We start from the raw sequence: 25,392 nt of genomic DNA, 5'->3' as shown, positions 1-25,392 counted from the left end.
CAGGTCTTTGAGCGTTCGAACTGACCGCGTTGAAATTCCAGGCGGGGCCTCGTCCCCAATTCGCAAACAATATAGCCGGTTCGACCCAAAATGCTGTTGCAGGGTAGGCACAGTCGCACCGAAAACTATCGCATAAGCACGGGAGAGCGGATTCTCTAAACGGTTGAAAATCAAAGAAAATCGCCTCCGGTCCGACCGGAGGCGATTTTCTTCGGCGCAACGGACGGTTGTAATCGCCTAAACGTCCAGCAGGTCTTCCCCGGCGAATTCGGCCTTTTCGGAGATGAAGGCGAATCGCGCCTCGGCCTTGGTGCCCATCAGGCGCTCGACCGAATCGGCGGTACCTTCGCGATCATCGGCGAGCAGCACCACGCGAAGCAGGGTACGCTTGGCCGGGTCCATGGTGGTTTCCTTGAGCTGCGCCGGCATCATTTCGCCGAGGCCCTTGAAGCGGCCGATATCGACCTTGGCGTTGGCGTTGAACTCGCTCTTCAGCTTCTTCGCCTTATCGGCATCGTCCCTGGCATAGACCGTCTTGCTACCGTGGGTGAGTTTGTAGAGCGGCGGCACCGCCAGATAGAGGTGGCCCTCATCGATCAGGCGCGGCATCTGCCGGTAGAAGAAGGTAATCAGGAGCGAGGCGATATGCGCGCCGTCGACGTCGGCGTCGGTCATGATGATGATGCGCGCGTAGCGTAAATCCTCTTCGCGATAATGCGCGCCGGTGCCGCAGCCGAGCGCCTGCACGAGATCGGCGAGCTGGGCATTGGCCATCAGCTTGTCCTTGCCGGCGGAGGCGACGTTCAGAATCTTGCCGCGCAAGGGCAGCACGGCCTGAGTCTTGCGATCGCGCGCAACCTTTGCGGTGCCGCCTGCGGAGTCGCCTTCGACGATGAAGATCTCCGAGCCTTCCTGCGCGCTATCGGTGCAGTCGGCGAGCTTGCCGGGCAGCCGCGCTTTCTTGGTCGCCGTCTTGCGCGCGACCTCCTTCTCCTGGCGGCGGCGGATGCGTTCGTCCGCCCGCTCGATCACGAAGTCGAGCAGCTTGTTGGCCTGTACGGGATTGGCCGACAGCCAGTGGTCGAACGGATCCTTCACCGCCTGTTCGACGATGCGCTGCGCCTCGGCCGTCGCGAGCCGGTCCTTGGTCTGGCCCTGAAATTCGGGCTCGCGCACGAACACCGAGAGCATGACGGCAGCACCGGCCATCACGTCTTCGGACGTGACATTGGCGGCGCGCTTGCTCTGGCCGACGCGTTCGGCGTGATCCTTCAGCCCGCGCAATAACGCGCTGCGGATGCCCGATTCGTGGGTGCCGCCGTCGCCGGTCGGGATCGTGTTGCAGTAGGAGGACATGAAGCCGTCGGCATCCGCGGTCCAGGCCACCGCCCATTCGCAACCGCCATGGCCGCCGACGCGCCCCGACTTGCCAGAGAAAATATCCGGATGCACCAACGTGTCGGCATGGATCGCGGCGGCGAGATAATCCTTCAGGCCGCCGGGGAAGTGGAAGGTCGCTTCCGCCGGCACGTCCTCGACGGCCTTGAGCAGCTCGGGCGCGCAACGCCAGCGAATTTCGACGCCGCCAAACAGATACGCCTTGGAGCGCGCCATCTTGAATAGCCGCTGCGGCTTGAACGCGACCTTGGCGCCAAAAATCTCCGGATCGGGCTTGAAACGAATCTTGGTGCCGCGGCGATTGCTGATCTTGCCCAGGTCCTCGAGCTTGCCCTTGGGATGGCCGCGTTCGAACGCCATGCGATACAGCTTTTGGCCGCGCGCGACCTCGACCTCGAGCCGTGTCGACAACGCATTCACCACGGAGATGCCGACGCCATGCAGACCACCGGAGGTCTCATAGACCTTGGAGTCGAACTTGCCGCCCGCGTGCAACGTGCACATGATGATTTCGAGCGCGGACTTCTTCGGGAATTTCGGATGCGGGTCGACAGGAATGCCGCGGCCGTTGTCGGTCACGGTGAGGAAGCCGTCTGCGGAGAGCTCCACCTCAATGAATGTGGCGTGGCCTGCCAAGGCCTCGTCCATCGAGTTGTCGATGACTTCGGCAAACAGGTGGTGCAGCGCCTTTTCGTCCGTGCCGCCGATATACATGCCCGGACGTCGGCGTACCGGTTCCAGACCCTCGAGGACTTCGATGTCGCGCGCGGTGTAGCCGTCTTCGGCGCCGGCGGCGCGCGCGGCTGTCTTGGCGGCGGGGCGGCGTTTTGAGTCCTCAGCCCCAAACAGGTCGTTGGGCGCTTTGGTTTTGGCAAGAGCTTTCAAAGGTTTGGCCATAGATCTTCATATAATACGCGCAAGTTCGCGCGGCGAATCAGGGTTCAGGTGACTATGCCACGGTCGGGCTTAAAAAGTGACGGCCGGCTCCGCAAGGGGGATTACCGCGCCCCATGCCTTTGTGACTTGAAGTCGCGCAAGCGGCCGGCTTACGTGTTTTCAGGCGTCTGGGCGCTAACTGGGTTCCGGGATTGGAACGGGGCGAGAAGGGCTTTTTTGGGACATGGAAGAGTTTGCGCGCGCCGTGGTCAGTTTCGTGCGCGACCATCAGGCCTGGGCTGCCCCAATCGTGTTTCTGCTGGCGTTCGGTGAATCGCTTGCGTTTTTCTCGCTATTGATCCCGGCCTGGGGCGCGCTGGTCGCGATCGGCGCGCTGATCGGGGTAAGTGGTATCAGTTTCCTCCCGGTGTGGATTGCTGGCGGTATCGGCGCGGCGCTGGGGGACTGGGTCTCCTATTGGTTCGGCTTTCGTTACAAGGAGCAGGTTGCGCAGATCTGGCCGCTCTCGCGCTATCCCGACATCCTGCCCCGGGGCGAAGCTTTCGTTCGGCGCTGGGGCGTCCCCAGCATCTTCATCGGTCGCTTCTTCGGCCCCTTGCGCGCGTCGGTGCCGCTCGTGGCCGGCATTTTCGAAATGCCCTACTGGGAGTTTCAAGTCGCCAACTTCGTTTCCGCCCTGATCTGGGCCGCCGTCCTGCTCTTGTTTGGCGACGTGATCGCGCGGGTGATGGAATGGCTCTGGCGCGCGGTTTAGCCGGAATAAACGCGAGATGGTGGGGGTTAGCGACCGGGACACCTGTCCTGTTCGCGCGGGAAACGCGATCCTGCTACGATCAACGCAAGACAGGCGAGGAGCGAACAACTCGGAATTCATTCTGTCGGTGGGAGGACAGCGATGCAACTATCACGACGGCAAGCACTCACGTCCGCCGCGGCGATCGCGGCTGCACCGTTGCTCGGATCGGCGCCGGCGAGTGCCGCTGCTACGCCGGCGGATAAACAGGCGCCGAGCTTCTATCGCTACAGGATCGGCGACATCGAGGTCACCGTGGTGTCCGACGGCAGGTTCACCTTTCCGCTGGAGGATTCCTTCATCACCAATGCCAAGAAGGAGGACGTCAGCGCGGCGCTCCAACGGGCGTTCCTGCCTGGCGATACAATGACGATCTATTTCGCCCCTCTCGTTATCACCACCGGCGGCAAGGTTGTGGTGATTGATACCGGCAACGGGTCATTGGCGCGGGAGAAGAACAAGACCAACGGACTGTTCGCGGAGAACATGGCGGCCGCGGGCTTCGATCCCAAGGCCGTCGACATGGTCGTGATTTCTCACTTTCACACCGACCACGTGAACGGATTGCTGACCGCCGAAGGCACGCCCGCCTTTCCGAATGCCGAAGTGCTGGTGCCGGCGGTCGAATGGAAGTTCTGGATGGACGATGGCGAGATGAGCCGCGCGCCCGCGGGTCGCATGCAGAGCCTGTTCAAGAACAACCGCAACATCTTCGAGGCCGGCCTAAAGCGAAAGGTGACGCCATACGAGTGGGGCAAGGAAATCGCGCCCGGCCTGCTTGCGGTCGAGACCGTCGGGCACACGCCTGGGCATACGTCCTACGTGCTGTCATCCGGTTCGGGGAAGGTGTTCATCCAATCGGACGTGACCAACAATCCCAATCCGTTCGCGACACATCCGGGGTGGCATGCCTTTTTCGATCAGGACGCGGATGTTGCGGAAAAGACGCGCCGCCGCATCTATGACATGGTGGTAACGGAGAGGCTGCTGCTTCAGGCATTCCATTATCCGTTCCCCGGACTCGCCCATCTCGAAAAGGACGGCGACGGCTATCGGGTCATTCCGATGCCGTGGAATCCGGCGATCTGAGATGGAGCGTCATTCCGGGGCGCGCGCCTCGAGCGCGCGAACCCGGAATCTGGAGGTTGCGGCGCGAGATTCCGGGTTCGCTTGCGTTGCAAGCGCCCCGGAATGACACCGTCGCATCTTGACCGCGCACAGGCGCCGGCTTATAGGCCCGCGCATGATCAGCGTCGCGACCATCCGCATCGCTCGCCGCCGCCGCGCCTGCGCGGCATGGGCGGTTGTCGGCGTTTGAGATCATCGCCTCTGCCGCCGGATTGGATCCTGCGGCATTCTCCTCAAAAGAAAACGCGCATCCGGTTCGGCGGCTCCTGGCTCAAATAGGAGTGAGACATGTACACGCCCCCGATGTTCAAAGCCGATCGCGCGGCCTGCCTGAAATTTGCCGAAGCGCGCGGATTTGGACTCATCTGCGCTTTCGACGGCGGCAAGCCGATCGCCTCCGCACTGCCGTTCTATCTGTCATACGCTGAGGACGGCACGCCGCGCGCGGCGTTTCATGTCGCCCGTCACAATCCGCTGGTAAAGCTCTCAGGAGGGACATCGTCGTGGCTCCTGGCCGTCACCGGCGCCGACGCCTATGTCTCGGCGGATTACTACGTCTCGCCCGACCAGGTGCCGACCTGGCTCTATCAGGCCGTGCATCTGACCGGTCCGGTGCGGGTGCTGACGGATGACGAACTCTCGGTGCAGGTCGATACGCTGAGTGCCAAGTTCGAGGAGCGGCTCTTGCCCAAGAGGCCCTGGACATCGGCGAAAATGACGGCGGGACGGTTTGAGGCGATGAAGAAGTTGATCGTCGGCCTGGTGATGACGGTTGAGGAGATCGAAGGCAGCTTCAAGCTCAACCAGCACAAGACCGAGGCGGATTACCGCGCAGTGAGTGCCGCGTTGGCCGCGAGGCCCGATGCGAACGCACAACAGATTTCGCATCTGATGCGTGAGGCCAGGCCTGCGGCATTTGCAAACGAAGCGGCGGGCAATGATGGGAGCGAGACATGAGCAGCAAGAAGAAAATCGGTGTCCTCGGCGCTTCCGGTTACACCGGCGCGGATGCGGTCCGCCTGCTGGCGCGGCATCCGCATGCCGAGATCACGACCTTGACCGCCAACACCCATGCCGGCCGGGCAATGGAGGACGTGTTCCCGCATTTCTTCATGCTGGACCTGCCCAAGCTTGTGGAATGGGAGAAGGTCGATTGGGAGCAGCTCGATGCCGTGTTCTGTGGCCTGCCGCACGGCACGACTCAGGAGATCATCGCCGCGGTCCTGAAAGCCAATCCGGCCATCAAGGTCCTGGATATGTCCGCGGATTTTCGGCTGCGCGACAGGGAGGTCTATGCGAAATGGTACGGACACGAGCACCGCGCGCCGGAACTGCAGGGTGAAGCCGTCTACGGCCTGACCGAATTCTATCGGAAGAAAATTGCATCAAGCCGGCTGGTGGCCTGCCCCGGCTGCTATCCGACGGCGTCGTTGCTGGCCCTGGTGCCGCTCGCCAAGGCCAAGCTGATCGACGTGCATGACATTCTCATCGATGCCAAGTCCGGTGTGACCGGGGCCGGGCGCGGGCTGAAGCAGAACACACTGTTCTCGGAGGCGGGCGAGGGGCTGTCGCCCTATTCCGTCGGCACGCATCGTCATGCGCCCGAGATCGAGCAGGAGATCGGCGCCGCCGCCGGTAGTGCCGTGACCGTGAATTTCACGCCGCACCTGATTCCGATGGCGCGCGGCGAACTTTGCACGTGCTATGTCAGACTCGATGGCGCGAGCGTCGATGATTTGCGCGATGCGCTCTCGAACGCCTATCGCAACGAGCCGTTCGTCCATGTTGCGAAAAAGGGCGTGATGCCACAGACCCAGAATGTACGCGGGTCCAACTATGTGCAGATCGGGGTGTTTCCCGATCGCATCAAGAACCGGGCCATCGTGATCTCGGTGCTGGACAATCTGGTGAAGGGATCGGCCGGGCAGGCGATCCAGAACATGAACCTGATGTTCGGCTTTCCGGAAACCGCCGGACTGGAGCAGATCGCGCTGTTCCCGTAAGTTCATTCACGCCGTCATTCCGGGGCGGCTCGCAGAGCCGAACCCGGAATCTCGAGATTCCGGGTTCGATGCTAACGCATCGCCCCGGAATGACGGCGCCAAAATTGGCCGCCGAAGATGCCGACCGATTCTAATAACAAGCGCGCAGACACGCCCAACTTGCCAGTCACGCCCGCCGACATCAACGCTGCAGCGACTGCCATCCGTGGTGCGGTGCTGGTCACCGCATGCGAGGAAAGCCGGACGCTGGGCGAGATGTGCGGCTGTCGGATCTGGCTCAAATTCGAGAATCTGCAGTTCACGTCCTCCTTCAAGGAGCGCGGCGCGTTGAACCGCCTTTTGGCCCTTTCACCCGAACAATGCGGGCGCGGCGTGATCGCGATGTCGGCGGGCAATCACGCGCAGGGCGTCGCCTATCATGCCAAGCGTCTCGGCATCCCCACCACCATCGTGATGCCCATCGGCACGCCGATGGTGAAGATCGAAAACACGCGGCGGCATGGCGCGGCGGTGATGATCTCCGGCGCCACGCTGGAAGAGGCGGGTGAATTCGCGCTCGCACATGCCAAGGCCCACGGCATGACGCTGATCCACCCTTACGACGATCCGTTGATCATCGCGGGGCAGGGGACCGTCGCGCCTGAAATGCTCGAAGCGGTGCCGTTTCTGGACACGCTTGTGGTTCCGATCGGCGGCGGCGGGCTGATCTCCGGCATCGCGATCGCGGCGCGCGCCGTGCGGCCGGATTTGCGGATCCTCGGCGTTCAGGCCGAGCTTTACCCGTCGATGTACAATGCGATCTACGACCAGGCGCTGCCGATGCGCGGCGATACCCTTGCCGAGGGCATCGCGGTCAAATCGCCCGGAAGGATCACGACGCAGATCATCCGCGGTCTGGTCGACGACGTCGTGCTCGTCAGCGAGGATCAGATCGAGCGGGCGGTGGCGAGTTTGATCTCGATCGAAAAGACAGTGGTGGAAGGCGCCGGCGCTGCTGGGCTCGCCGCGGTGATATCGAACCCTGAACGCTTTGCGGGTCGCAATGTCGGTCTCATCCTGACAGGCGGAAACATCGATACCAGGCTGATTGCTTCCGTCTTGACCCGCGAACTCGCGCGCGAGGGACGGCTGACTCAGCTTGCGATCGATCTTGTCGACCGGCCGGGGCAGCTTGCCGCGGTGTCAATCCTGCTGGCCGAGGCTGGCGCCAACATTATCGAAGTCTCGCATCAGCGCACCTTTTCCGATCTACCGGCCAAGGCGACCTTGCTCGAACTCGTCATCGAAACGCGCGACCGGGCACATCTGGATGACGTGATGGCGCGGCTCAGCGCGGCGGGGTTCATCGCGCGCTGTATGTGAGCGGCGAACTCAGAAAATCCCGAAGATCGCCAGCGCCAGCACCGCCTGGGCCAGAAAACCGACGGTGAAGGCGAGCGTGCGGAACACCGCCAGCCCCAGCGTGTAGACGATCAGATGCGCGACGCGGGACCAGAAATAGACCGCGCTGGCGTAGACGGTCCATTTGGTCGAGTAGTCGATCTCGTTGAGGATCAGCACCAGGGGTGCAAAGATCACCAGATTCTCAACCGCGTTGTCGTGGGCGAACATCAGCCGTGTCGCCCATGGCGCATGTGGCTTGGCGTCGCGGGCCGGATTGGCCATCGTGCCGGACAGTCCGCGCACCTGGGCACGGTTGACGATGTAGGGGATCCACAAGATGCCCGTCAAAATGACGGTCAAGGTCAGCCAGAACAACTCGGGTGTCAGCAATCCGGATGCCATCGTCTCCCCCTCTTACGCGCTTTCGAGATCAGTGTTGCTGGTGTGCTTATACCCGAGCGCAAGAAGCTTCGCCAAACCTTCGCTATGAGCGGACCCGGACGTAACTTCCGGGTGCGTCCTCGATGGGCGGCAAGGCATCGCTGCCGACGCTGCGTGCCGGCACTTCCTCCGCATCGATGCTGGCAAGCCATTCGCGCCAGTCCGGCCACCAGGAGCCCTTGTGTTCCTGCGCGGCGTTCAACCAGTCCTGCAGCGAGATGTCGCGAATCTCGTCATTGGTCCAGTACTGGTACTTGCTCGCCGCCGGCGGATTGACGACACCGGCGATATGACCGGAGCCGGAGAGCACGAATTTCACCGGCCCGCCAAAGAATTGCGAGCCGTAAAGCACGGAATCGGCCGGCGCGATGTGATCCTCGCGGGTCGCCAGATTATAGACCGGCACCTTGACCTTGGAGAGATCGAGCAAGGTGTTGTCGAGCACCATCGTGCCTGAGGACAGCCGGTTCTCCAAATAGCAGTTGCGCAGGTAATAGGAGTGGTTGGCCGCGGGCATGCGCGTTGCATCCGAATTCCAGTGTAGCAGATCGAACGCGGCCGGCGGCTGCCCCTTCAAGTAATTGCTGACCACGTAGGACCAGATCAGGTCGTTCGAGCGCAGCATGTTGAAGGCCATCGCCATCCTGGCGCCTTCCAGCACGCCGGCCTCCTGCATGTCGCGCTCCAGCGCCGAAATCTGGCCCTCATCGACGAACACGAGCAAATCGCCGGCATGGGTGAAGTCGACCTGCGCCGCCAGCAAGGTCGCCGAGGTCGTGCGCACGCGCCGCTTTTCCGCAAGCCAGGCCAGCGTGGTGGCGAGCAGGGTGCCGCCGACGCAATACCCCAGCGTATGCACCTTCATTTCGCCGGTGGCCTTTTCGATCGCGTCCATCGCCGCGAGCGGGCCTTCCTTCATGTAGTCCTCCCAGGTCTTGGCGCCCAAGCTCCTGTCGGGATTGACCCAGGAAATCACGAAAACCGTGATGCCCTGGTCGACGCACCATTTGATGAAGGATTTCTCTGGGCGCAGGTCCAGGATGTAGAATTTGTTGATCCAGGGCGGCACGATCAGAAGCGGCGTACGCAGCACCTTCTCCGTCGTCGGCTCGTACTGGATGAGCTGCATCAGCTCGTTCTGATAGATTACCTTGCCGGGCGTGACCGCCATGTTGACGCCGAGCTGGAGATTGGCGGGATCGGACTGACGGATTTTGAGGATACCCTTACCGGCCTCGATGTCTTCCGCCAGCATCTGCATGCCGCGCACCAGATTGTCGCCGCTGGAAGCCAGCGTCTCGCGCAACACTTCCGGATTTGTGAACACGAAGTTCGAAGGCGCCAGCGCATTGACGATCTGCTGGACGTAGAATTCGGCCTTCTTGCGCGTCTGCGGATCGAGCCCTTCCGCATTGCGCACGAGATCGTGGGCCCATTGTGCGCTCAGCAGATAAAGCTGCATCACGAAATCAAAGAAGTGATTCGATTTCCATTCCGGGTCGGCAAAGCGCTTGTCGCGCGGCGAGGGGGCGATCGCCGGCGCTGCCTCTTGCCCCGCGAGCCGCCGTACCGCCGAGCCCCAGAGGTCGAGGTATCCCTTGGCGATCCTGGTCTGCAGGTCGGAGGCGCGCTCATTGTCGGCCAGCCAATATTCGGCGACCGCGGTCATCGTCCTGATCACCTCGGCAAGCTCAGTGGGCGGATTGTCTTTGATTTCGCCGCTTTCGCGCGGCTTCAGATAGGCAGCCAGCGCCTTGCCGCCGCTCTCCATCGCGCGGGCCAGATTCATCGCAAAGGCCTCGGCGTCGAATGTCTTGGTTGGCCCGGTATCGATCTTCACGTCGTTCATGAGAAAGACACTACCGATTCATTTCGCTTGCGTCACCGCGAGATAGCGCTAGCAGTTTTCAAGTTAACTTTTGCGGCACGGTGCGTGTTGCACTGCGACAATCAATCTTGGTTCCGTCACATTGCAGCCCTATCGCTCCCGTCTACTGTTTCTGGCTCTAATCGTTTCGGGCGACAATGGTTTGAGCTGCGGCAGATTGGGCGCTGCTTAAATCGGCGAAATGGGATTGGCCAAAGCGATGTCGGTCGGACGGCACACAAGCGTGCTTGCATTGGGTATATTGGCGTTGTCGGCTTTTGTCCTGGCCGGCTGCTCCAGCCCCATTGCCGATCTGCCTTCGCTCGGCGCGCCGGCGGACGCCTCGGCGCACGCCAAGGACCCCGGCACCTATCTGCCTGTCCATGACCTGCCGCCGGACCGGGACGAGGCAGTGATCCCGCCGGACCAGCGCGCCAAGATTGAAGCTGAATTGATCAAAGCGCGAGACCGTCAGGCTTCGACCACCCAAAATTCCAACGCGAAGTGAGCGCTGGCGCGGGCGTCGGTCCGTGCTAAAAGAACTGTGCTCAACCGCAAATCAGGGCAACCGTTTAGAATTTTGCCGCTGAATTCGTGCTAGGTCGTTGATTCGGCACGATTTTCGGGCAAGTCGGATTTCCGTTTCGCAAATCCCCAATGGGATTGCGATTCTGCCCATGCCGGTTGCCGGAGTTAAGGAGCCATGGAAGAATTTTACCGCATCCGCCGTTTGCCGCCTTACGTTTTTGAGCAAGTGAACCGGGCCAAGGCGGCCGCGCGGAATGCCGGCGCCGATATCATCGACCTTGGCATGGGCAATCCCGACCTGCCGGCGCCACCCCATGTCCTGGACAAATTGAAGGAGACGCTGGGCAAGCCGCGGACCGACCGCTACTCGGCCTCCCGCGGCATTCCCGGCCTGCGCAAGGCCCAGGCGGCTTATTATGCGCGGCGCTTCGGGGTGAAGCTCAATCCGGAGACGCAGATCGTCGCGACGCTCGGCTCCAAGGAAGGCTTTGCCAATGTCGCCCAGGCGATCACCGCGCCCGGTGACGTCATCCTGTGCCCGAACCCGAGCTATCCGATCCACGCCTTTGGCTTTCTGATGGCGGGCGGGGTGATCCGCTCGGTGCCGTCCGAGCCGACCCCGCAATTCTTCGAAGCGGTCGAGCGCGCCATCGTTCATTCCATCCCGAAGCCGATCGCGCTCGTGGTCTGCTATCCCTCCAATCCGACGGCCTATGTCGCCAGTCTCGACTTTTATCGGGACCTCGTGGCGTTTGCGAAACGTCACGAAATCTTCATCCTCTCGGACCTCGCTTATGCGGAGGTCTATTTCGACGATCGCAACCCGCCGCCGTCCGTGCTGCAGGTGCCCGGCGCGATCGACGTCACCGTCGAGTTCACCTCGATGTCGAAGACCTTCTCCATGGCTGGCTGGCGTATGGGCTTTGCCGTCGGCAATGAGCGGATCATCGCGGCCTTGGCGCGCGTCAAATCATATCTCGATTACGGCGCGTTCACGCCGATTCAGGTGGCGGCGACCGCCGCGCTGAACGGTCCGGAGGACTGCATTCGTGAGATGCGCGATACCTATCGCAAGCGGCGCGATGCGCTGGTCGAATCGTTCGGTCGCGCGGGCTGGGAGATTCCACCGCCCGAAGCCTCGATGTTCGCCTGGGCGCCGCTGCCCGAAGCATTCAAGACGCTAGGCAGCATGCAGTTCGCGACCCTCATGGTGGAAAAGTCCGGCGTCGTGGTCTCACCCGGCGTCGGTTTCGGCGAGCATGGCGAAGGCTATGTGCGCATCGCCATGGTGGAAAACGAGCAGCGTATCCGCCAGGCCGCCCGCGGCGTGCGCCGCTTCCTTGAAAGCGGCATCGAAACGTTGCACAACGTGGTTCCTCTCGCCAACCGGCGGTAGGCATGATCCCGAAAAGTGGAATCCGGTTTTCGGATCAGATCATGCCTGCAGCATAAAGTCTTTCCAGGTCTTGTCTGTTATGGTCGCACCCCTGAGAGTGGGTATAGCGGGGCTCGGCACCGTGGGTGCTGAGGTCGTCCGTCTGATCGAGAGCCAGGGCACTAGCTTGGCGTCGCGTTGTGGGCGCCCCGTACGTGTGGTCGCCGTCACCGCGCGCTCAAAGGCGAAAAAGCGCGGCGTCGATCTGCGCGGCATCGCCTGGGCGAAGGATCCACAGGCGCTTGCGGAAAATCCTGAGGTCGATTGTCTGGTGGAACTGATCGGGGGGGCCGGCGAGCCGGCGCTCTCCGCAATCGAGACCGCGCTGAAAGCCGGCAAATCAGTGGTGACCGCCAACAAGGCGCTGATCGCCAAACACGGCCTGCGGCTCGCCAAGGCCGCCGAGGCGCACGGGGCGGCGCTGAATTTCGAAGCGGCCGTCGGTGCCGCGATCCCGGTCGTGAAGACCTTGCGCGAGGGGCTTGCGGGCACCGCGATCAACCGCGTCTACGGTATCCTCAACGGCACCTGCAATTACATCCTGACGCGGATGGAGCAGGAGGGCCTGTCTTTCGAAGAATGCCTGAAGGATGCGCAGCGGCTCGGCTATGCGGAAGCCGATCCGTCCTTCGATATCGATGGCCACGACACCGCGCAAAAGCTCGCCATCCTGGCGAGCCTCGCCTTCGGCACCAAGGTGGCCGAGAGCGCTATTTATGTCGAGGGCATTTCGTCGATTACGCCGGAAGACCTGCGCGCGGCGAGTGACCTCGGCTATCGCGTCAAGCTGTTGGGCGTCGCGGTGCGCACGGCCAAGGGCATCGAGCAGCGCGTGCATCCGACCATGGTGCCCAAATCTTCATCGATCGCGCAGGTAATGGGCGTGACCAATGCGGCGACGATCGACGGCGAAGGCATCCCGCCACTGACCCTGGTGGGGCCGGGCGCGGGTGGTGCCGCGACCGCGTCCGCCGTGGTCGCAGACATTGCCGATGTCGCCCGCGGTGCGCGGGTAAGCCCGTTCGGCCGCCCGGTCGACCGGCTCCGCGCGACCGAAAAGGCGCCGATGGAGCGGCATGAGGGCGGCTATTACATCCGCCTGATGGCGCGCGATTTCCCGGGCACCGCCGCCGCCATCGCCACCCGGCTCGCCGAGCAGAAGATCTCCCTGGAATCGATCGTGCAGCGCCACACCAACGGCGTTGACCTCGCGCGCACGGGAGGCAAGGCTTCGCAAGTGCCCGTTATTTTGATTACCTATGCTACCCATGAGGACGCGGTCTACCGAGCCTTGAAGGCGGTCCAGCGCGACAAGGTGATCAGCGGCCGGCCGCAGGTCATAAGGATCGAAAAGAATTGACGCCAAATCGAACCGATTACGCGTTAGGTGATTGACGGCGGGCCCAAGGGCCCGTGAGATAGTTTTCTAAGGAGTGCGCCGATGTCGACCCATATTTCCGTTCCGCCGCAGATGTTGCTCGAGCGCATCCTGACGCTCGAACTTGTGCGGGTGACGGAACGCGCCGCGGTCTCGGCCGCGCGGCTGCGCGGCCATGGCAACGAGAAGGCGGCGGACCAGGCCGCGGTCGACGCCATGCGGCGCGAACTCAACAAGCTGCCGATCGAAGGTACGATCGTGATCGGCGAGGGCGAGCGCGACGAGGCGCCGATGCTGTTTATCGGCGAGAAGGTCGGGCTCAATGCCGGCCCGCAGGTCGACATCGCGGTAGACCCGCTCGAGGGCACCACGCTGTGCGCCAAGAACATGCCGGGCGCAATCGCCACCATGGCGATAGCCGATGGCGGCACGCTGTTGCATGCGCCCGACGTCTATATGCAGAAACTCGCGATCGGCCCCGGCTATCCGAAAGGCCTGGTCGAGCTCGATGCCTCTCCTGCCGATAACGTCAAGCGGCTGGCTAAGGCGAAAGGCGTCGACGCTTCCGCTATCACGGTTCTGGTTCTGGATCGTCCGCGCCATGCCGACATCATCCAGAGCGTGCGCTCGACGGGAGCTGCGGTGCGTCTCATCACCGACGGCGACGTTGCCGGCGTGATCCATTGCGCCGACCCCGACAATACCGGCGTCGACATGTATATCGGTACCGGCGGTGCGCCGGAGGGCGTGCTGGCCGCGGTGGCTCTGCGCTGCATCGGTGGCCAGATGCAATGCCGTCTCGTGCTCGACAGCGATGAGAAGCGGGAGCGCGCCCACAAGATGGGCATCACCGATCCCAAGATGATCTACGGCATCGAGGACATGGCAAGGGGCGACTGCCTGTTCGCTGCCACCGGCGTTACCACCGGCTCGCTGTTGACTGGCGCCAAGTTCCGCAAGGACGGTGTGATCGAGACGGAGACCGTGGTGATGCGCTCGGTCACCGGCACCGTGCGCTACATCAAGGCCGAGCACCGCCAGCTCGAGAAGTTCCACCTGGACTGACCCCACGCACCGTCATTCCGGCGTGCAAAGCGGGAGCCTGGAATCCAGAAATTGCGGCGCGAGATTCCGGGTTCGATGCTTGCGCATCGCCCGGAATGACGAGAACAAGAAAAGGGGAAACGACCGTGTCAGATCTTTCGGCCGTCAAAGCGCTGGTGTTCGATGTGTTCGGCACCGTCGTCGACTGGCGCACCAGCCTGATCAACGACTTCACCAGGTGGGGCGAAACGCGCGGCCTCAAGGCGGATTGGGTCGCGTTGGTGGACGGCTGGCGCGCGGTCTACACTGCCTCGATGGACGAGGTGCGCAAGCATCCCGAGCGCGGCTATGTGATCCTCGACGTGCTGCATCGGCGCTCCCTGGAAACGCTGGTCGCCCAGCTCGGTATCTCCGGACTCACGGATGCCGATCTGCATCACCTCACCATGGGATGGCATCGCCTGTCTCCCTGGCCGGACAGCGTGCCCGGGCTCACGCGGCTCAAGAAGAAATACATCATCTCGCCGCTCTCCAACGGCAACGTGGCGCTGCTCACCAACATGGCGAAGTTTGCAGGCCTGCCCTGGGACCTCATCATGTCCGCGGAGTTGTTCGAGCACTACAAGCCCGACCCCGAAACCTATCTCGGCGCAGTCAAGCTGCTTTGCCTGCAGCCGGGTGAGGTGATGATGGTGGCGGCCCACAATTACGATCTGAAGAACGCGCAGAAGCACGGCCTGAAGACCGCCTTCGTGGCACGCCCGACCGAGTACGGTCCGTTGCAGAAGATAGACTTCGAGGCCACCGGCAATTGGGACATCATCGCCAAGGATTTCGGCGGCATCGCCGACCGGCTGGGGTGCTGAACCTCTGGCCTATCCCGCCCCGCTGATGATCACGCCAAACCAGCCGAGCCCCTTATAGGTCTCATAGCCCGGCGTGGCGTGGAAGGCGACCAGCGCGCCGGAGCGGTCGTGATAGAAGCCGCTGCGCCGGCCCTCGAGCGACAACGTTACGCGTTCGGTGAGCAGGCCCTGGCCGTCGGAGGCCGCGATTACCCGAAAATTGGAGTCGACCAGCAGCACGCGTGCCTTGTCATCGGCGCCGACGCGCACACCCTGCACGATGGCGCGGGCTTGCGGCTCCCAATCGAAGTGAATGGCGAGCACGCCGATCGGCTTGCCATGGGCCTTGCCGTCGGCGCGCACGCTCGCGCAATAGGTCGCGACCTGGGCATTGCCGAGCAGGGGCTGGCACTCGACATCGCCGGCGACGTAGTCGTCGCCCGAGGCGAGCCCGCGCGCTTGCGCAAACCATTTTGTGGCAGCGACATTCTGGCCTTTGACGCTGAAACGGTTGGGCCGTCCACTGGCGATCACGTTGCCATCGAGGTCGCAGAGCCAGAGGTCGAGATAGACGGTATAGGCCGACAGGATCACGCCGAGCCGCTCCGAAACGTGTGCGACCGCGGCCGCTTCGGGCGCCGCCGCGCATTCGACGACGGCCGAGTCGGTGGCCCACCAGCGCACGTCGCAGGTCCGCTCGTACAGATTGCGGTCGATCAGTTCGATGGCGTTGAGCGACAGGTCGACCAGGCGCTCGCCGCGCGAGCGCTCGACCATGCGCTGGATCGAGGTCATGAGATTGGCGGTGCGCTTGGTGAGCTGGGTTTCCAGTTCGCGCGCTATCGCCTCGACCTGCTGGCCGACGCCGCGCACCTCCTGCGCGACCACCCCGAACCCGGCGCCTTGCGCGCCCGCACGCGAACTCTCGATCAGCGCGTTCAGCGCCAGCATCTTCATCTGGTTGGTGATCTGCTGGATCGATTTGGTCTTGTCGATGGCGATCTGATTGACCTCGGCCGTGAGCCGGCCGATCAGCGCGGAAATGTCGGAATCGTCGTCTTCTGCAGCGCCAGGCTTGGCCTGTGTGTTGGCAAATGGTTTGGCTCGGTTCTGTTGAAGTGCAACAGACATTGGCGAATGTCCTCGTACCGCTGGTCCCCGCAATTACAACCAGGGCGGGAATCGGGATCAAACAGCTTTTGAGTTAAATCGTCCGCGCATGGTCGCGGATGAGAGCTAACGCGCATTTAATTTCGCGGTGCTCTCGCCCCGCTTTAGGTGTCGGAAACTGCACGTTTATTCGGCAGTTCGCTGCTTTTTTCGGCGATTCGGGATAAGACCACGGAACCTGTGTGATTCGCAGCTCCGGCCGGTGCACGCCAAAACGCAGTCCATTACACTTCCGCGTTGCGCGACCCGCGTGCTTGTTTCCGATCTCGCATCATGACCCTTCCCGCAATCGTACTGCCCATCGAATCGCCGCCGGCCTTTCTCGGCGTGAGCCAATCGCTGACCGGAAAGTTTTGGCGCGACCGCCTGGACGCTCGCGGCGCGGCGCGCGCGCTTGCGATCGCGCAGCGCCATGACCTGCCGGAACTGCTGGCGCGCGTTCTCGCCGGGCGCGATATCGATATCGACGCGGTGCCGGATTTCCTGGATCCGACTATCCGCAAATTGATGCCCGACCCCTTCACGGTGACGCAGATGGAAGCGGCGGCCAAGCGCATCGCCGAGGCTGCCGCGCGTGGTGAAAAGGTGGCTATCTTCGGCGACTATGATGTCGACGGCGCGACCTCGGCCGCGCTGCTCGCCTGGCACTTGCGCCATTGCGGGCTCGATCCCTTGATCCACATTCCGGACCGGCTGTTCGAGGGCTATGGCCCCAACACCGAAGCGGTGCGCATGCTGGCGGGCAAGGGCGCGACGCTCCTGGTCACGGTCGATTGCGGCACCACCAGCATCGAGCCGTTGGCGGAGGCCAAGCGCCTCGGCATGTCCGTCGTCGTCATCGACCATCATCAATGCGGCACGGAATTGCCCGAGGTGGATGCGCTGGTGAACCCGAACCGGCCAGATGATCTCTCCGGGCTCGGCTACCTCGCGGCCGTCGGCTTGACGCTGGTTACGCTGGTGGCGGTCAACCGCGAATTGCGTAAGCGCGGCTTCTGGACCAGCGAAATGCCGGAGCCTGATCTGCTCAGCATGCTGCATCACGTGGCGCTCGGCACGGTTGCGGACGTCGCGCCACTGATCGGGCTCAACCGCGCGCTGGTCGCCAAGGGGCTGATCGCGATGCGCCGGCGCGATCATGTCGGTCACACCGCATTGATGGATGTCTCCAGGCTCAACGGTCCGCCGGAGGCCTGGCATCTCGGTTTTCTGCTCGGGCCGCGCATCAATGCCGGCGGGCGCATCGGACGCGCCGATCTCGGCGTGCGGCTGTTGCTCGAGGGCGATGTATCTGAAGCCGCGCGGATCGCAGTCGAACTCGACCGGCTCAATACCGAGCGGCGGCAGATCGAGCAGGATGCCGAAGCGCAGGCCGAAGCGGAGGCGCTCGCCTCGCTCGGCCTCGAGGATAAGGGTTCGGTGATTGTCACCGCATCCGAGGGCTGGCATCCCGGCGTCGTCGGCCTCGTCGCGGCGCGGCTGAAGGAAAAATTTGCGCGGCCCGTTTTCGCGGTTGCGCTCGAACCCGGCGGTATCGGCACCGGTTCAGGTCGCTCCATTCCCGGCGTCGATCTCGGCAAGGCGGTGCGCCAGGCCGTCACTGACGGCTTGCTCATCAAGGGAGGCGGCCACGCGATGGCCGCGGGCGTCACGCTGCGCAAGGAAAAGCTTGCGGAGTTTCGCGCCTATCTGGAAAGCGCGTTGGCCCACGACGTCGCGCAGGCGCGGCATGTCAACGAGCTGTTGATAGACGGCGCGATCTCGGCACGCGGCGTTACGGCAGAGCTCGCGAAAACCCTCGATCGCGCCGGCCCGTTCGGCAGCGGCAATCCCGAGCCGCTGCTGGCGCTGCCGTCGCATCAGTTGATCTATGCGGATGAAGTGGGACAGGCGCATCTGCGGCTGCGCTTCAAATCCGGCGACGGCGCGATCGTCAACGCCATGGCGTTCCGCTCGGTTGGACAAAAGCTCGGCAACGCGCTGACACAGAATCGCGGACAGCCACTGCATGTCGCCGGCTCGCTTGCCATCGACCGTTTCCAGGGAACGGAGCGCGTGCAATTGCGCGTGCTCGACGTCGCGCTGCCCGATCAGGGGCCGGCCGTGATCAGATAGAGCATGATCCGGAAAAGTGTGCAGCGGTTTTCCGAAAAGATCATGCTTAAAAGAACTTAGAGCGCGATGACGATTCAACCTGATCTCATCGCGCTCTAGGCTGTTCAAACCAACGAAGAACAAGCGATGGGAGAGAAAATGGCAGGGCAGGTTGCAGGCAAGGTCGCCTTGGTCACGGGCGGTGCGTCGGGCATTGGGCAAGCGATTGCCGAGTTGCTGGCGCAGGAGGGCGCGTCCGTCGTCGTCACGGACATCGATGAGCTGAAGGGACCGGAGGTTGTGGCCGGCATTCGCAAGTCAGGCGGCGAGCAGGCGATATTTCTCCAGCAGGACGTGACCAGCGAACCGCGTTGGGCGGAAATCGTGGTCGAAATCGAGCAGCGCTTCGGCCGGCTGGATGTGCTTGTTTCCAACGCAGGCATCGGGATAGGCGTGCCCTCCATTGTCGAGATGTCGCTGGCCGATTGGCGGCGGCAGACCGCGATAAATCTCGACGGTGTGTTCCTGTCGGTGAAGCACTGCCTGCCTCTGATGCGCAAGGGCGGCCGCGGCGGCTCCATTATTATGATGTCGTCGCTCGCTGGTCTGCGGGGATCGGCGACGCTGGCGGGCTATTCCGCAACCAAAGGCGGCGTGCGCCTGTTCGCCAAATCGATTGCGATGGAGTGCGCCTCGTTCGGCGACGGCATCCGCGTCAACTCGGTGCATCCCGGAATCATCGACACCCCGATTTGGGGGAAGATTCCGCCGGGAGCGTCCAGCGGCCAGAATGCGCCGATCGATCCGCAGGAACTCGCACGCCTCGCGACTCCATTGGGGCGCGCCGGCGAGGCGCAGGAGATCGCCCAAGGCGTGCTGTACCTGGCCTCCGACGCATCGAGCTATATGACCGGGACCGAACTCGTCATTGATGGCGGTATGTTCGCGGGGACCGCGGTTCGCCGGTCATGAGGGAGGGCTGGCTGCCTTGGCGCAATCGCGCCGGCGGTCCTGCAATCAGTGTGGGCGATCGCCGTCCTCAACAGGCCCTTGTGATTGCACGACTGCGAGCCCGCGTTACCGATAGTATCAGTCCGGTCTCGTCGACTTGGCTGCGAGCCCGCCCAGCTTTGCCCAGTCACGCAGATACTCGCCGGGCGTGATGCCAAAGGTCCGTCGAAACAGGGATATGAAAGCGCTGATGCTGCTGTAGCCGAGGTCGAAGGCCACCGTGGTCACGGGTACATCCGCCGCCAGCATGTCGAGCGATCGCATTAATCGGGCGCGCTGTCGCCATGCGGTGAAGGTAAACCCAGTCTCCGCGACGAAGCGGCGGCTCAATGTGCGCGGGCTGATCGCCGCCCAATCGGCCCAGTCGTGCAGATGACGCCGGTTCGCAGGCTCATTGAGCAGTGCGCGCGCGATCATCTGCAGGCGAGGGTCCCTTGGGTGGGGAAGCCCGAACGGCTCGACCGGCAGACTGCGGATCTCGTCGAGGATGACCGAGGCAAGCCGCAGATCGCGCGCATTGAGCGGCCCGACGTGCCATTCGGCGGCGCGCCGCATCGCGGCGTGCAGCAAGTCGGAGGTTCGCAGCGTGCACGGCCGTTTCGGCAAATCTCGGCAGGCGTGCTCGGCGATGTACGCGCTCCAGCCTTGAAATGGGCCATGCGAACGGGCCGAATGGACATGATGGGGCGGCAACCACACCGCATGGATTGCAGGCACAACCCAAATCCCGTCCTCAACGCCGACCGACAACAGCCCGCGCGTCGACGCCAGCAGTTGACCGCGCGCGTGCCGATGGGGCGCCGCAACGCGCTCGTCGCGGTCACGTCCCGCAGCGACGATAAGCAACGCTCCGTTCGGGCGGTCTATCGCGGAAGGATCGAGCGAGAAGTCGGCCATGGCGTCATCGAGCAACTGAATGGCGCCGACAGCTTAGCGAGGCAAAATCTGCGCTGATAACATTCTGTCCGTTGTAGCGGAGTTTGAGATGCGCGAAGGGGAAATTGTTCCAGACCGTTTGACCGGAGGCCGGCGGCATGTCGGGATCCGACGCTACACTATAGACGCTCCACGGAAGCCCGGGGCGCTGGAATTATTAGAAGCTTTCGAGATTCAGAAGTCCTCGCCGCGAACGGAGTGCGCTGATGCCATCTGATCCGCCCAATGTCGTCGCCTCTTCCGACACGCTTGACCAGCTCTATGCGGCGCCGTCCGAGCATGTGCAGAAGGCGGTCACGCGTGAACTGTTGGGATTTCACAAGGCTTATCTCGCGGCAGCTTCGTTTTTTTGCCTTGCGACCGCCAGCTCCCGCGGTCTCGATGCCACACCGCGTGGCGGTCCGCCGGGCTTTGTTCGCGTCATCGATCAGCGGACTCTGGTTTTCGCCGATTGGCCGGGAAATAACCGCATCGAGTCGTTCCGCAATTTGCTCGACGACGACCGGGTCGCACTGCTGTTTCTGTTTCCCGGCCTGGAAGTATTCCTGCGCATCAATGGACGCGCAAAGATATCGACCACGCCATTGCTTCTTGCTGAGCTTGCGGAGGCAGGACGCACACCAAAGGCCGCGACGGTCGTCACAGTCGAGGAAGTGTTGTTCCACTGCGGCAAAGCCATCAACCGGGCGAGGCTTTGGCAAGCTTCGGCCCAGCTTGACCGCACGAAGCTACCTAGCGTCGGAGCTATGATGGTTGCACTTGCAGGCATAAACAACGCATCCGCCGACGAGTTGGATGCGCACTACGATCACGCGGTCAAGACCGAGCTCTATTGAGGCGTTATCCACCTTGTCGCAAGCGCGCCAGCACCTTCAACCCGCCATAACCGTCCGCGGGCAGGATACCCATCTTGAGCTGGTAATCGCGGACCGCCTTCATGGTATCGTTGCCGACGCGGCCGTCGGTGCCGCCGGTGTCAAAACCGGCCTTGGTCAGCCGTGTCTGCATCTCCTGCACCTCGGCTAGCGTGAGCGCGCGCTCCGAGCCCGGGAAGGGCTGGATGAAGGGGCCGGCGCCGAGAATGCGGTCGCCGAGATGACAGATCGCGAGTGCGTAATTCATCGAGGGATTGTAGCTGCGCACCGCATAGAAATTCGGCCCCAGGAGGAAGGCCGGCCCGCCCGGCACCGGCACCCACATCTGCGCCGACGCATTGGGCTGCGGGAACGGCTGGCCGTCGGCGCGGGTAACGCCGGCACCGGCCCAGGCCGCATAGCTGCGGCTGCCGCTCATCGCGCCATCGGGGCTTTTCACCTCGTAACCCCAATGTTCGCCGCGATGATATTTGCCGCGGTTGACCAGGAATTTTGCGGTCGAGCCCAGCGCATCATCCGGCTTGCCGAAGGGCGAGATCTTGCCGTCGCCGTCATAGTCGATGCCGACATGCAGCCAGACTTCCGGCATCCATTGCGTATGTCCCATGGCGCCGGCCCATGATCCTCGCATCTCCTCCGGCGTGCTCCAGCCCCGATCGACGATCCGCAGCGCGTTGAGGAGCTCGCCTTCCCAATAGGCCTTGCGGCGCGGTTCGTTCCAGGCGAGCGCAGCCAGCGAAGGGAATACGGGACGCATGTGGTTCTTTTGCACGATCGGATCGCCATAAGCGGATTCGACGCCCCACAGCGCGAGCAGCGTGCCGCGCTCGACGCCGAAATCTCGCTCGATCCGCCCGAACAGCGCCGCGTTTGCTGCGAGCGCCTCCTTGCCGTGGATGATGCGCCACTCGGAAACGCGGCGATTGACGTATTGCCAGATCTGCTCGTTGAACTCCGGCTGGTTGCGGATCTCCTTGAACACGGTCATATCGGGCTCGACATGCGCCATCGCGCGATCCCAGGTCGCCTGCGAAATGCCCGCCGCGAGCGCGCGCCGGTGGAAATTCTCGCGCCACTGCTCGAAGCCGGGCGGGGCCGCGAGCACCCTGGCGGGCAAGACCAGGGCGACGGCGGACACGACGGCGCGCAGCAGGGCGCGCCGTGTTGGCAGGTTCCAGGAATCAGGCTGTCTCATCGGCCTAATCTAGTGTGCCGCGCGGTATCGGCTTTTGGACGTGGAAGAGAAGTCATTTGCTGTATCCGAGCCTTACCGGTTGTGACCCAAAGGCGACCTCCCGACGGGGAAATAACCTAAGGTAAGATTTACTGCCATTCCGAGGTACTCATTATTGCCAGTTGCCCGGTTTGGAGGGAAGCGGGCGTAATGTTTCCGATCGGCAATTGCGGTGGCTTTGTCTAGCCGCCTGAGGTGAGAGGGGCTTCTGTGACGAATTCGCTCCGAGAGATCGCGAAGTCGCCTCGCGTAATCTGCTCCAAAAAAACTCGTTCGCCCCCGATCGTGCAGAGTCCAAAGCGCAACGCACACTGGGCCAAGTCATAGGTCGAACTGCGAGCCGTTTCCCGCACCAGCCTGCGATCGTCTCCAGCATGTTTGCGCCGCTGAGGTACTGCGATCTCCAGCGCCGGTTGGACGACATCCGCGGGCAGTTGCGTTTGGGTGGGTTCGATTGCAGCGCCCGGATCGGCGTGCTCATGCCGTACGGTCCGGAGGCGGTTCTCGCCATCGTGGCAGTAGCCTGCTGCAGCATCGCAGTTCCTCTTGATCCGCGGCTGTCCCCAGCGGAGATCAATCAGCGCCTCGACATGCTACGCCTAAACGCTCTTCTCGTGCCGCAAGGCAGTGGTTCTGAAGCTCGGCAAGCCGCTGAGCGGAGCGGGATTGCCATCATCGAAGCCGTTCCGGTCGGACACGGCCAGCTTGGATTCGATGCCGCCGTGCGGGCCGACTTCGCTGCGATCGACGCTGAACCTGATCCACACTCGCCCGCCTTCATCCTGCAGACGTCGGGCACGACCGCGCAGCCAAAGCTCATTCCGTTCAGCCACAGCAATATGCTGGCGGCGGCCGCACGTCTTCAGGACTGGTTCGGCCTCACGCCCCAGGATCGCTGCTTGAGCGTGTCGCCCCCTTTCTATTCTCATGGGCTCAAAGTAACGGTCTTCACACCGCTGCTGACCGGCGGCAGCATTGCTGTCCCGGCGAACAATGCCATCCTGGCGCTGGATGAGTGGCTCGATGTCCTTCGGCCGACTTGGTACTCGGCAGGGCCCGCGTTTCACGCTGCAGTGCTGGACAAAGCACGACGTCTCGATGATGCGCGGGCGGCGCACACTTTGCGGTTTGTCGTATCGGGCGGCGCACCGCTGCCTACAGACGTACAGGATGACCTGCAGCGAATTTTGGGCGTGCCTGTGCTGGAGCATTACGGCTCCAGCGAAGCCGCGCAGATCGCCGCCAATTTGCCGCCGCCCGGCCCGAATAAGCCAGGGACCTGCGGCCAACCTTGGCCTGATACTCTGGCCATCGTTGGTGAGGATAGACACCTCCTATCAGCCGGCGAGCGCGGTGAAATTTGGATTCGTGGCCCGACCGTGTTCTCCGGCTATCTCGACGCGCCGGAACTCAATCAAGCTGCTTTCATAGATGGTTGGTTTCGCACGGGCGATATCGGCAGCCTCGACGAAGACGGCTTTCTTTCGCTGCATGGCCGCCTAAGCGAATTGATCAATCGGGGCGGTGAGAAGATTGCCCCCGCGGAGATCGAATCCGCGCTACTGCGCCATCCGGCTGTAGCCGAGGCTGCCGCCTTTGCCATCTCTCATCCACGTCTTGGCGAGGACGTCGCGGCCGCAATCATTGCCGCTCCTGGGGCGCAGACGACACCTCGGGAGCTTCGCGAGTTTTTGCAAGGTGAGTTGGCATCCTTCAAGGTTCCGCGGCGCATCGTCATCCTCGACCAACTGCCAAAGGGCGCGACGGGAAAAGTTCAACGCCGACGACTGCGCGAGTCGCTCGACGGCCTATCGGATGATCAGAAGGCGATGCCTGTGCCTGTTGTGCGCAAAGGGTCGCTGGACCTGGAAGGCGAATTGCTGACGCTATGGCGGAGGCTGCTCAAGTCCGACGCCGTGACGCTAGACGATGATTTCTTTGCGAGCGGAGGTGACTCGCTGCTGGCAACGGAGATGCTGATTCAGCTCGAACAGCTTGTCGGCCAATCCATACCGGCAACGATCCTCTTCGGCGCGGAAACCATCCGGCAACTCGTCCAAAAGATTGACGCGCAAATCGACACACAAGCGACGCCGTTAGTCCAGTTTCACCCTGACGGCAATCGGCCTCCACTGTACTTTTTCAATGGAGACCTTAGAAGCGGCCACACGGGCGTGCGGCGGATCGTTGAACTTCTCGGTCCCGATTATCCAATAATTTCCATCAATCCCCACGGTCTTCGTGGAGAGCCGATCCCGCCCTCGATCGAGCAAATGGCCGCTGATCGCCTGCCGCTTATCCTGGAACGGCAGGCCAGCGGCCCTTTCTTCCTAGGCGGCAAATGCAACGGCGCCATGGTGGCGTTCGAAGCCGCCCGCCAGCTGATGGCTGCTGGACACAAGGTTCACATGGTAGCGATGGTCGACCCGCCGACCGTCAACGCCCGTCCGGTGACGCGGGCGATCGTCGGGTTGATGAAATCCGTGGTTCCATCTAACCTCTTGCGCCAGACGTTTGAACGAATGGCACAGTGGGAGCGGTACGCCAAGCGTTCGGCGAGCGAGCCGATTGTGATCGCCAACTCCGAAATCCCACGGTTCTTGTGGGACGCTTATTCAATCGCAATGGCGCGATATCTTCCGGCACCGCTCGAGGTCTCCGTCGTTTTTTACGCGGCCCAACACGAGGGTCGCGGATGGCGGCATCTCTGTTCTCAACTGGAAGTCGTCCAGGTGCCTTGGGGACATGATGGCTGCCTCGCAATCGGCGCGGAACGTCTGGTTGATCATCTGCGGCAAAGAATCGACACTCTGGCTGACGGCGGGCCCTCTGCCATTGAACCGCACACGTCGCCAATTTTCTCTCAAGGAGAGCAAATCGGCGGCCCTATGAGGATCGAAACTTGAGTCGGACGTCCACATCACGAAAGGTT

General features: G+C 62.7%; 21 protein-coding genes. 15 read left to right on the top strand and 6 right to left on the bottom strand.

The genetic code is table 11. The features are described from left to right. Window positions 1-237: 237 nt before the first annotated feature. Window positions 238-2,295 (bottom strand): DNA topoisomerase IV subunit B, encoded by a 2,058-nt coding sequence (gene parE / locus F758_RS0121175; RefSeq protein WP_024509752.1) that lies wholly within the window; start codon window positions 2,293-2,295, stop codon window positions 238-240. Between the two features lie 223 nt (window positions 2,296-2,518). On the opposite strand from parE, the gene F758_RS0121170 reads away from it, so the two are divergent. The 5 genes from F758_RS0121170 to F758_RS0121145 all read left to right on the top strand — a co-directional run bounded on the left by F758_RS0121170 (window position 2,519) and on the right by F758_RS0121145 (window position 7,581). Next, window positions 2,519-3,049, top strand: a complete 531-nt coding sequence (locus tag F758_RS0121170) for a DedA family protein (RefSeq protein WP_024509751.1) — start codon at window positions 2,519-2,521, stop codon at window positions 3,047-3,049. A 141-nt stretch (window positions 3,050-3,190) separates the two neighbouring features. Beyond that, entirely contained in the window at window positions 3,191-4,177 is a 987-nt protein-coding gene (locus F758_RS0121165; RefSeq protein ID WP_024509750.1) for an MBL fold metallo-hydrolase, read from the top strand. 327 nt (window positions 4,178-4,504) lie between these two features. Then, window positions 4,505-5,173 (top strand): FMN-binding negative transcriptional regulator, encoded by a 669-nt coding sequence (locus F758_RS0121155; protein WP_024509748.1) that lies wholly within the window; start codon window positions 4,505-4,507, stop codon window positions 5,171-5,173. Beyond that, window positions 5,170-6,219 carry an N-acetyl-gamma-glutamyl-phosphate reductase gene (gene argC, locus F758_RS0121150; protein ID WP_024509747.1) on the top strand — a complete coding sequence of 350 codons (1,050 nt, stop codon included), beginning with the start codon at window positions 5,170-5,172 and terminating at the stop codon, window positions 6,217-6,219. The genes F758_RS0121155 and argC overlap by 4 nt, the downstream gene beginning before the upstream one ends. A gap of 117 nt (window positions 6,220-6,336) precedes the next feature. After that, window positions 6,337-7,581, top strand: a complete 1,245-nt coding sequence (locus F758_RS0121145) for a threonine ammonia-lyase (RefSeq protein WP_024509746.1) — start codon at window positions 6,337-6,339, stop codon at window positions 7,579-7,581. Window positions 7,582-7,590: 9 nt separating this feature from the next. Here F758_RS0121145 and F758_RS0121140 read toward each other — a convergent pair whose 3' ends face one another. Then, window positions 7,591-7,989 (bottom strand): MAPEG family protein, encoded by a 399-nt coding sequence (locus F758_RS0121140; protein ID WP_024509745.1) that lies wholly within the window; start codon window positions 7,987-7,989, stop codon window positions 7,591-7,593. Between the two features lie 97 nt (window positions 7,990-8,086). Then, complete coding sequence (locus F758_RS0121135) at window positions 8,087-9,892, bottom strand: PHA/PHB synthase family protein (protein WP_024509744.1); 1,806 nt, start codon at window positions 9,890-9,892, stop codon at window positions 8,087-8,089. 238 nt (window positions 9,893-10,130) lie between these two features. Between F758_RS0121135 and F758_RS0121130 the strand changes: the two genes are divergently transcribed. The 5 genes from F758_RS0121130 (at window position 10,131) to F758_RS0121110 (ending at window position 15,161) form a co-directional block, all read left to right on the top strand. Then, entirely contained in the window at window positions 10,131-10,418 is a 288-nt protein-coding gene (locus F758_RS0121130; RefSeq protein ID WP_024509743.1) for a hypothetical protein, read from the top strand. A gap of 195 nt (window positions 10,419-10,613) precedes the next feature. Next, entirely contained in the window at window positions 10,614-11,834 is a 1,221-nt protein-coding gene (locus F758_RS0121125) for an LL-diaminopimelate aminotransferase (RefSeq protein ID WP_024509742.1), read from the top strand. Between the two features lie 79 nt (window positions 11,835-11,913). Beyond that, on the top strand, window positions 11,914-13,233 hold the full coding sequence (locus F758_RS0121120) for a homoserine dehydrogenase (RefSeq protein WP_024509741.1): 1,320 nt from the start codon (window positions 11,914-11,916) through the stop codon (window positions 13,231-13,233). An 81-nt stretch (window positions 13,234-13,314) separates the two neighbouring features. Beyond that, window positions 13,315-14,316 carry a class II fructose-bisphosphatase gene (gene glpX / locus F758_RS0121115; RefSeq protein WP_024509740.1) on the top strand — a complete coding sequence of 334 codons (1,002 nt, stop codon included), beginning with the start codon at window positions 13,315-13,317 and terminating at the stop codon, window positions 14,314-14,316. A gap of 125 nt (window positions 14,317-14,441) precedes the next feature. Next, complete coding sequence (locus tag F758_RS0121110) at window positions 14,442-15,161, top strand: haloacid dehalogenase type II (protein WP_024509739.1); 720 nt, start codon at window positions 14,442-14,444, stop codon at window positions 15,159-15,161. Window positions 15,162-15,170: 9 nt separating this feature from the next. Here the strand turns inward: F758_RS0121110 and F758_RS0121105 are convergent, their stop codons facing one another. Next, window positions 15,171-16,271, bottom strand: a complete 1,101-nt coding sequence (locus tag F758_RS0121105) for a methyl-accepting chemotaxis protein (protein ID WP_024509738.1) — start codon at window positions 16,269-16,271, stop codon at window positions 15,171-15,173. Between the two features lie 312 nt (window positions 16,272-16,583). Here F758_RS0121105 and recJ point away from each other — a divergent pair, with 312 nt between their 5' ends. Together recJ and F758_RS0121095 are read left to right on the top strand one after the other, a co-directional pair. After that, window positions 16,584-18,425, top strand: a complete 1,842-nt coding sequence (gene recJ, locus F758_RS0121100) for a single-stranded-DNA-specific exonuclease RecJ (RefSeq protein WP_024509737.1) — start codon at window positions 16,584-16,586, stop codon at window positions 18,423-18,425. A gap of 138 nt (window positions 18,426-18,563) precedes the next feature. Further along, entirely contained in the window at window positions 18,564-19,376 is an 813-nt protein-coding gene (locus F758_RS0121095) for an SDR family NAD(P)-dependent oxidoreductase (protein WP_024509736.1), read from the top strand. A gap of 117 nt (window positions 19,377-19,493) precedes the next feature. Here F758_RS0121095 and F758_RS0121090 read toward each other — a convergent pair whose 3' ends face one another. Continuing rightward, a complete protein-coding gene (locus F758_RS0121090; protein ID WP_245286543.1) occupies window positions 19,494-20,186 on the bottom strand; it encodes an AraC family transcriptional regulator in 693 nt (230 codons plus the stop codon). On the opposite strand from F758_RS0121090, the gene F758_RS51935 reads away from it, so the two are divergent. Continuing rightward, window positions 20,088-20,369: a hypothetical protein gene (locus tag F758_RS51935; protein ID WP_245286544.1), complete on the top strand. Its 282-nt coding sequence runs from the start codon at window positions 20,088-20,090 to the stop codon at window positions 20,367-20,369. The two genes, F758_RS0121090 and F758_RS51935, sit on opposite strands and share 99 nt — an antisense overlap. 188 nt (window positions 20,370-20,557) lie before the next feature. Further along, window positions 20,558-21,187 (top strand): MSMEG_1061 family FMN-dependent PPOX-type flavoprotein, encoded by a 630-nt coding sequence (locus F758_RS0121085; RefSeq protein ID WP_024509734.1) that lies wholly within the window; start codon window positions 20,558-20,560, stop codon window positions 21,185-21,187. Between the two features lie 4 nt (window positions 21,188-21,191). Here F758_RS0121085 and F758_RS0121080 read toward each other — a convergent pair whose 3' ends face one another. After that, a complete protein-coding gene (locus F758_RS0121080; protein ID WP_024509733.1) occupies window positions 21,192-22,421 on the bottom strand; it encodes a lytic murein transglycosylase in 1,230 nt (409 codons plus the stop codon). A gap of 293 nt (window positions 22,422-22,714) precedes the next feature. Between F758_RS0121080 and F758_RS47945 the strand changes: the two genes are divergently transcribed. Then, window positions 22,715-25,366 carry an AMP-binding protein gene (locus F758_RS47945; RefSeq protein WP_084305543.1) on the top strand — a complete coding sequence of 884 codons (2,652 nt, stop codon included), beginning with the start codon at window positions 22,715-22,717 and terminating at the stop codon, window positions 25,364-25,366. Window positions 25,367-25,392 lie beyond the last annotated feature (26 nt).

Origin of the sequence: Bradyrhizobium sp. ARR65 (genome assembly GCF_000472385.1) — a bacterium.
Taxonomy (GTDB): domain Bacteria; phylum Pseudomonadota; class Alphaproteobacteria; order Rhizobiales; family Xanthobacteraceae; genus Bradyrhizobium.
Note: the sequence above shows the minus strand (reverse complement) of the source record. Positions and strands in the feature narration are given on the sequence as shown.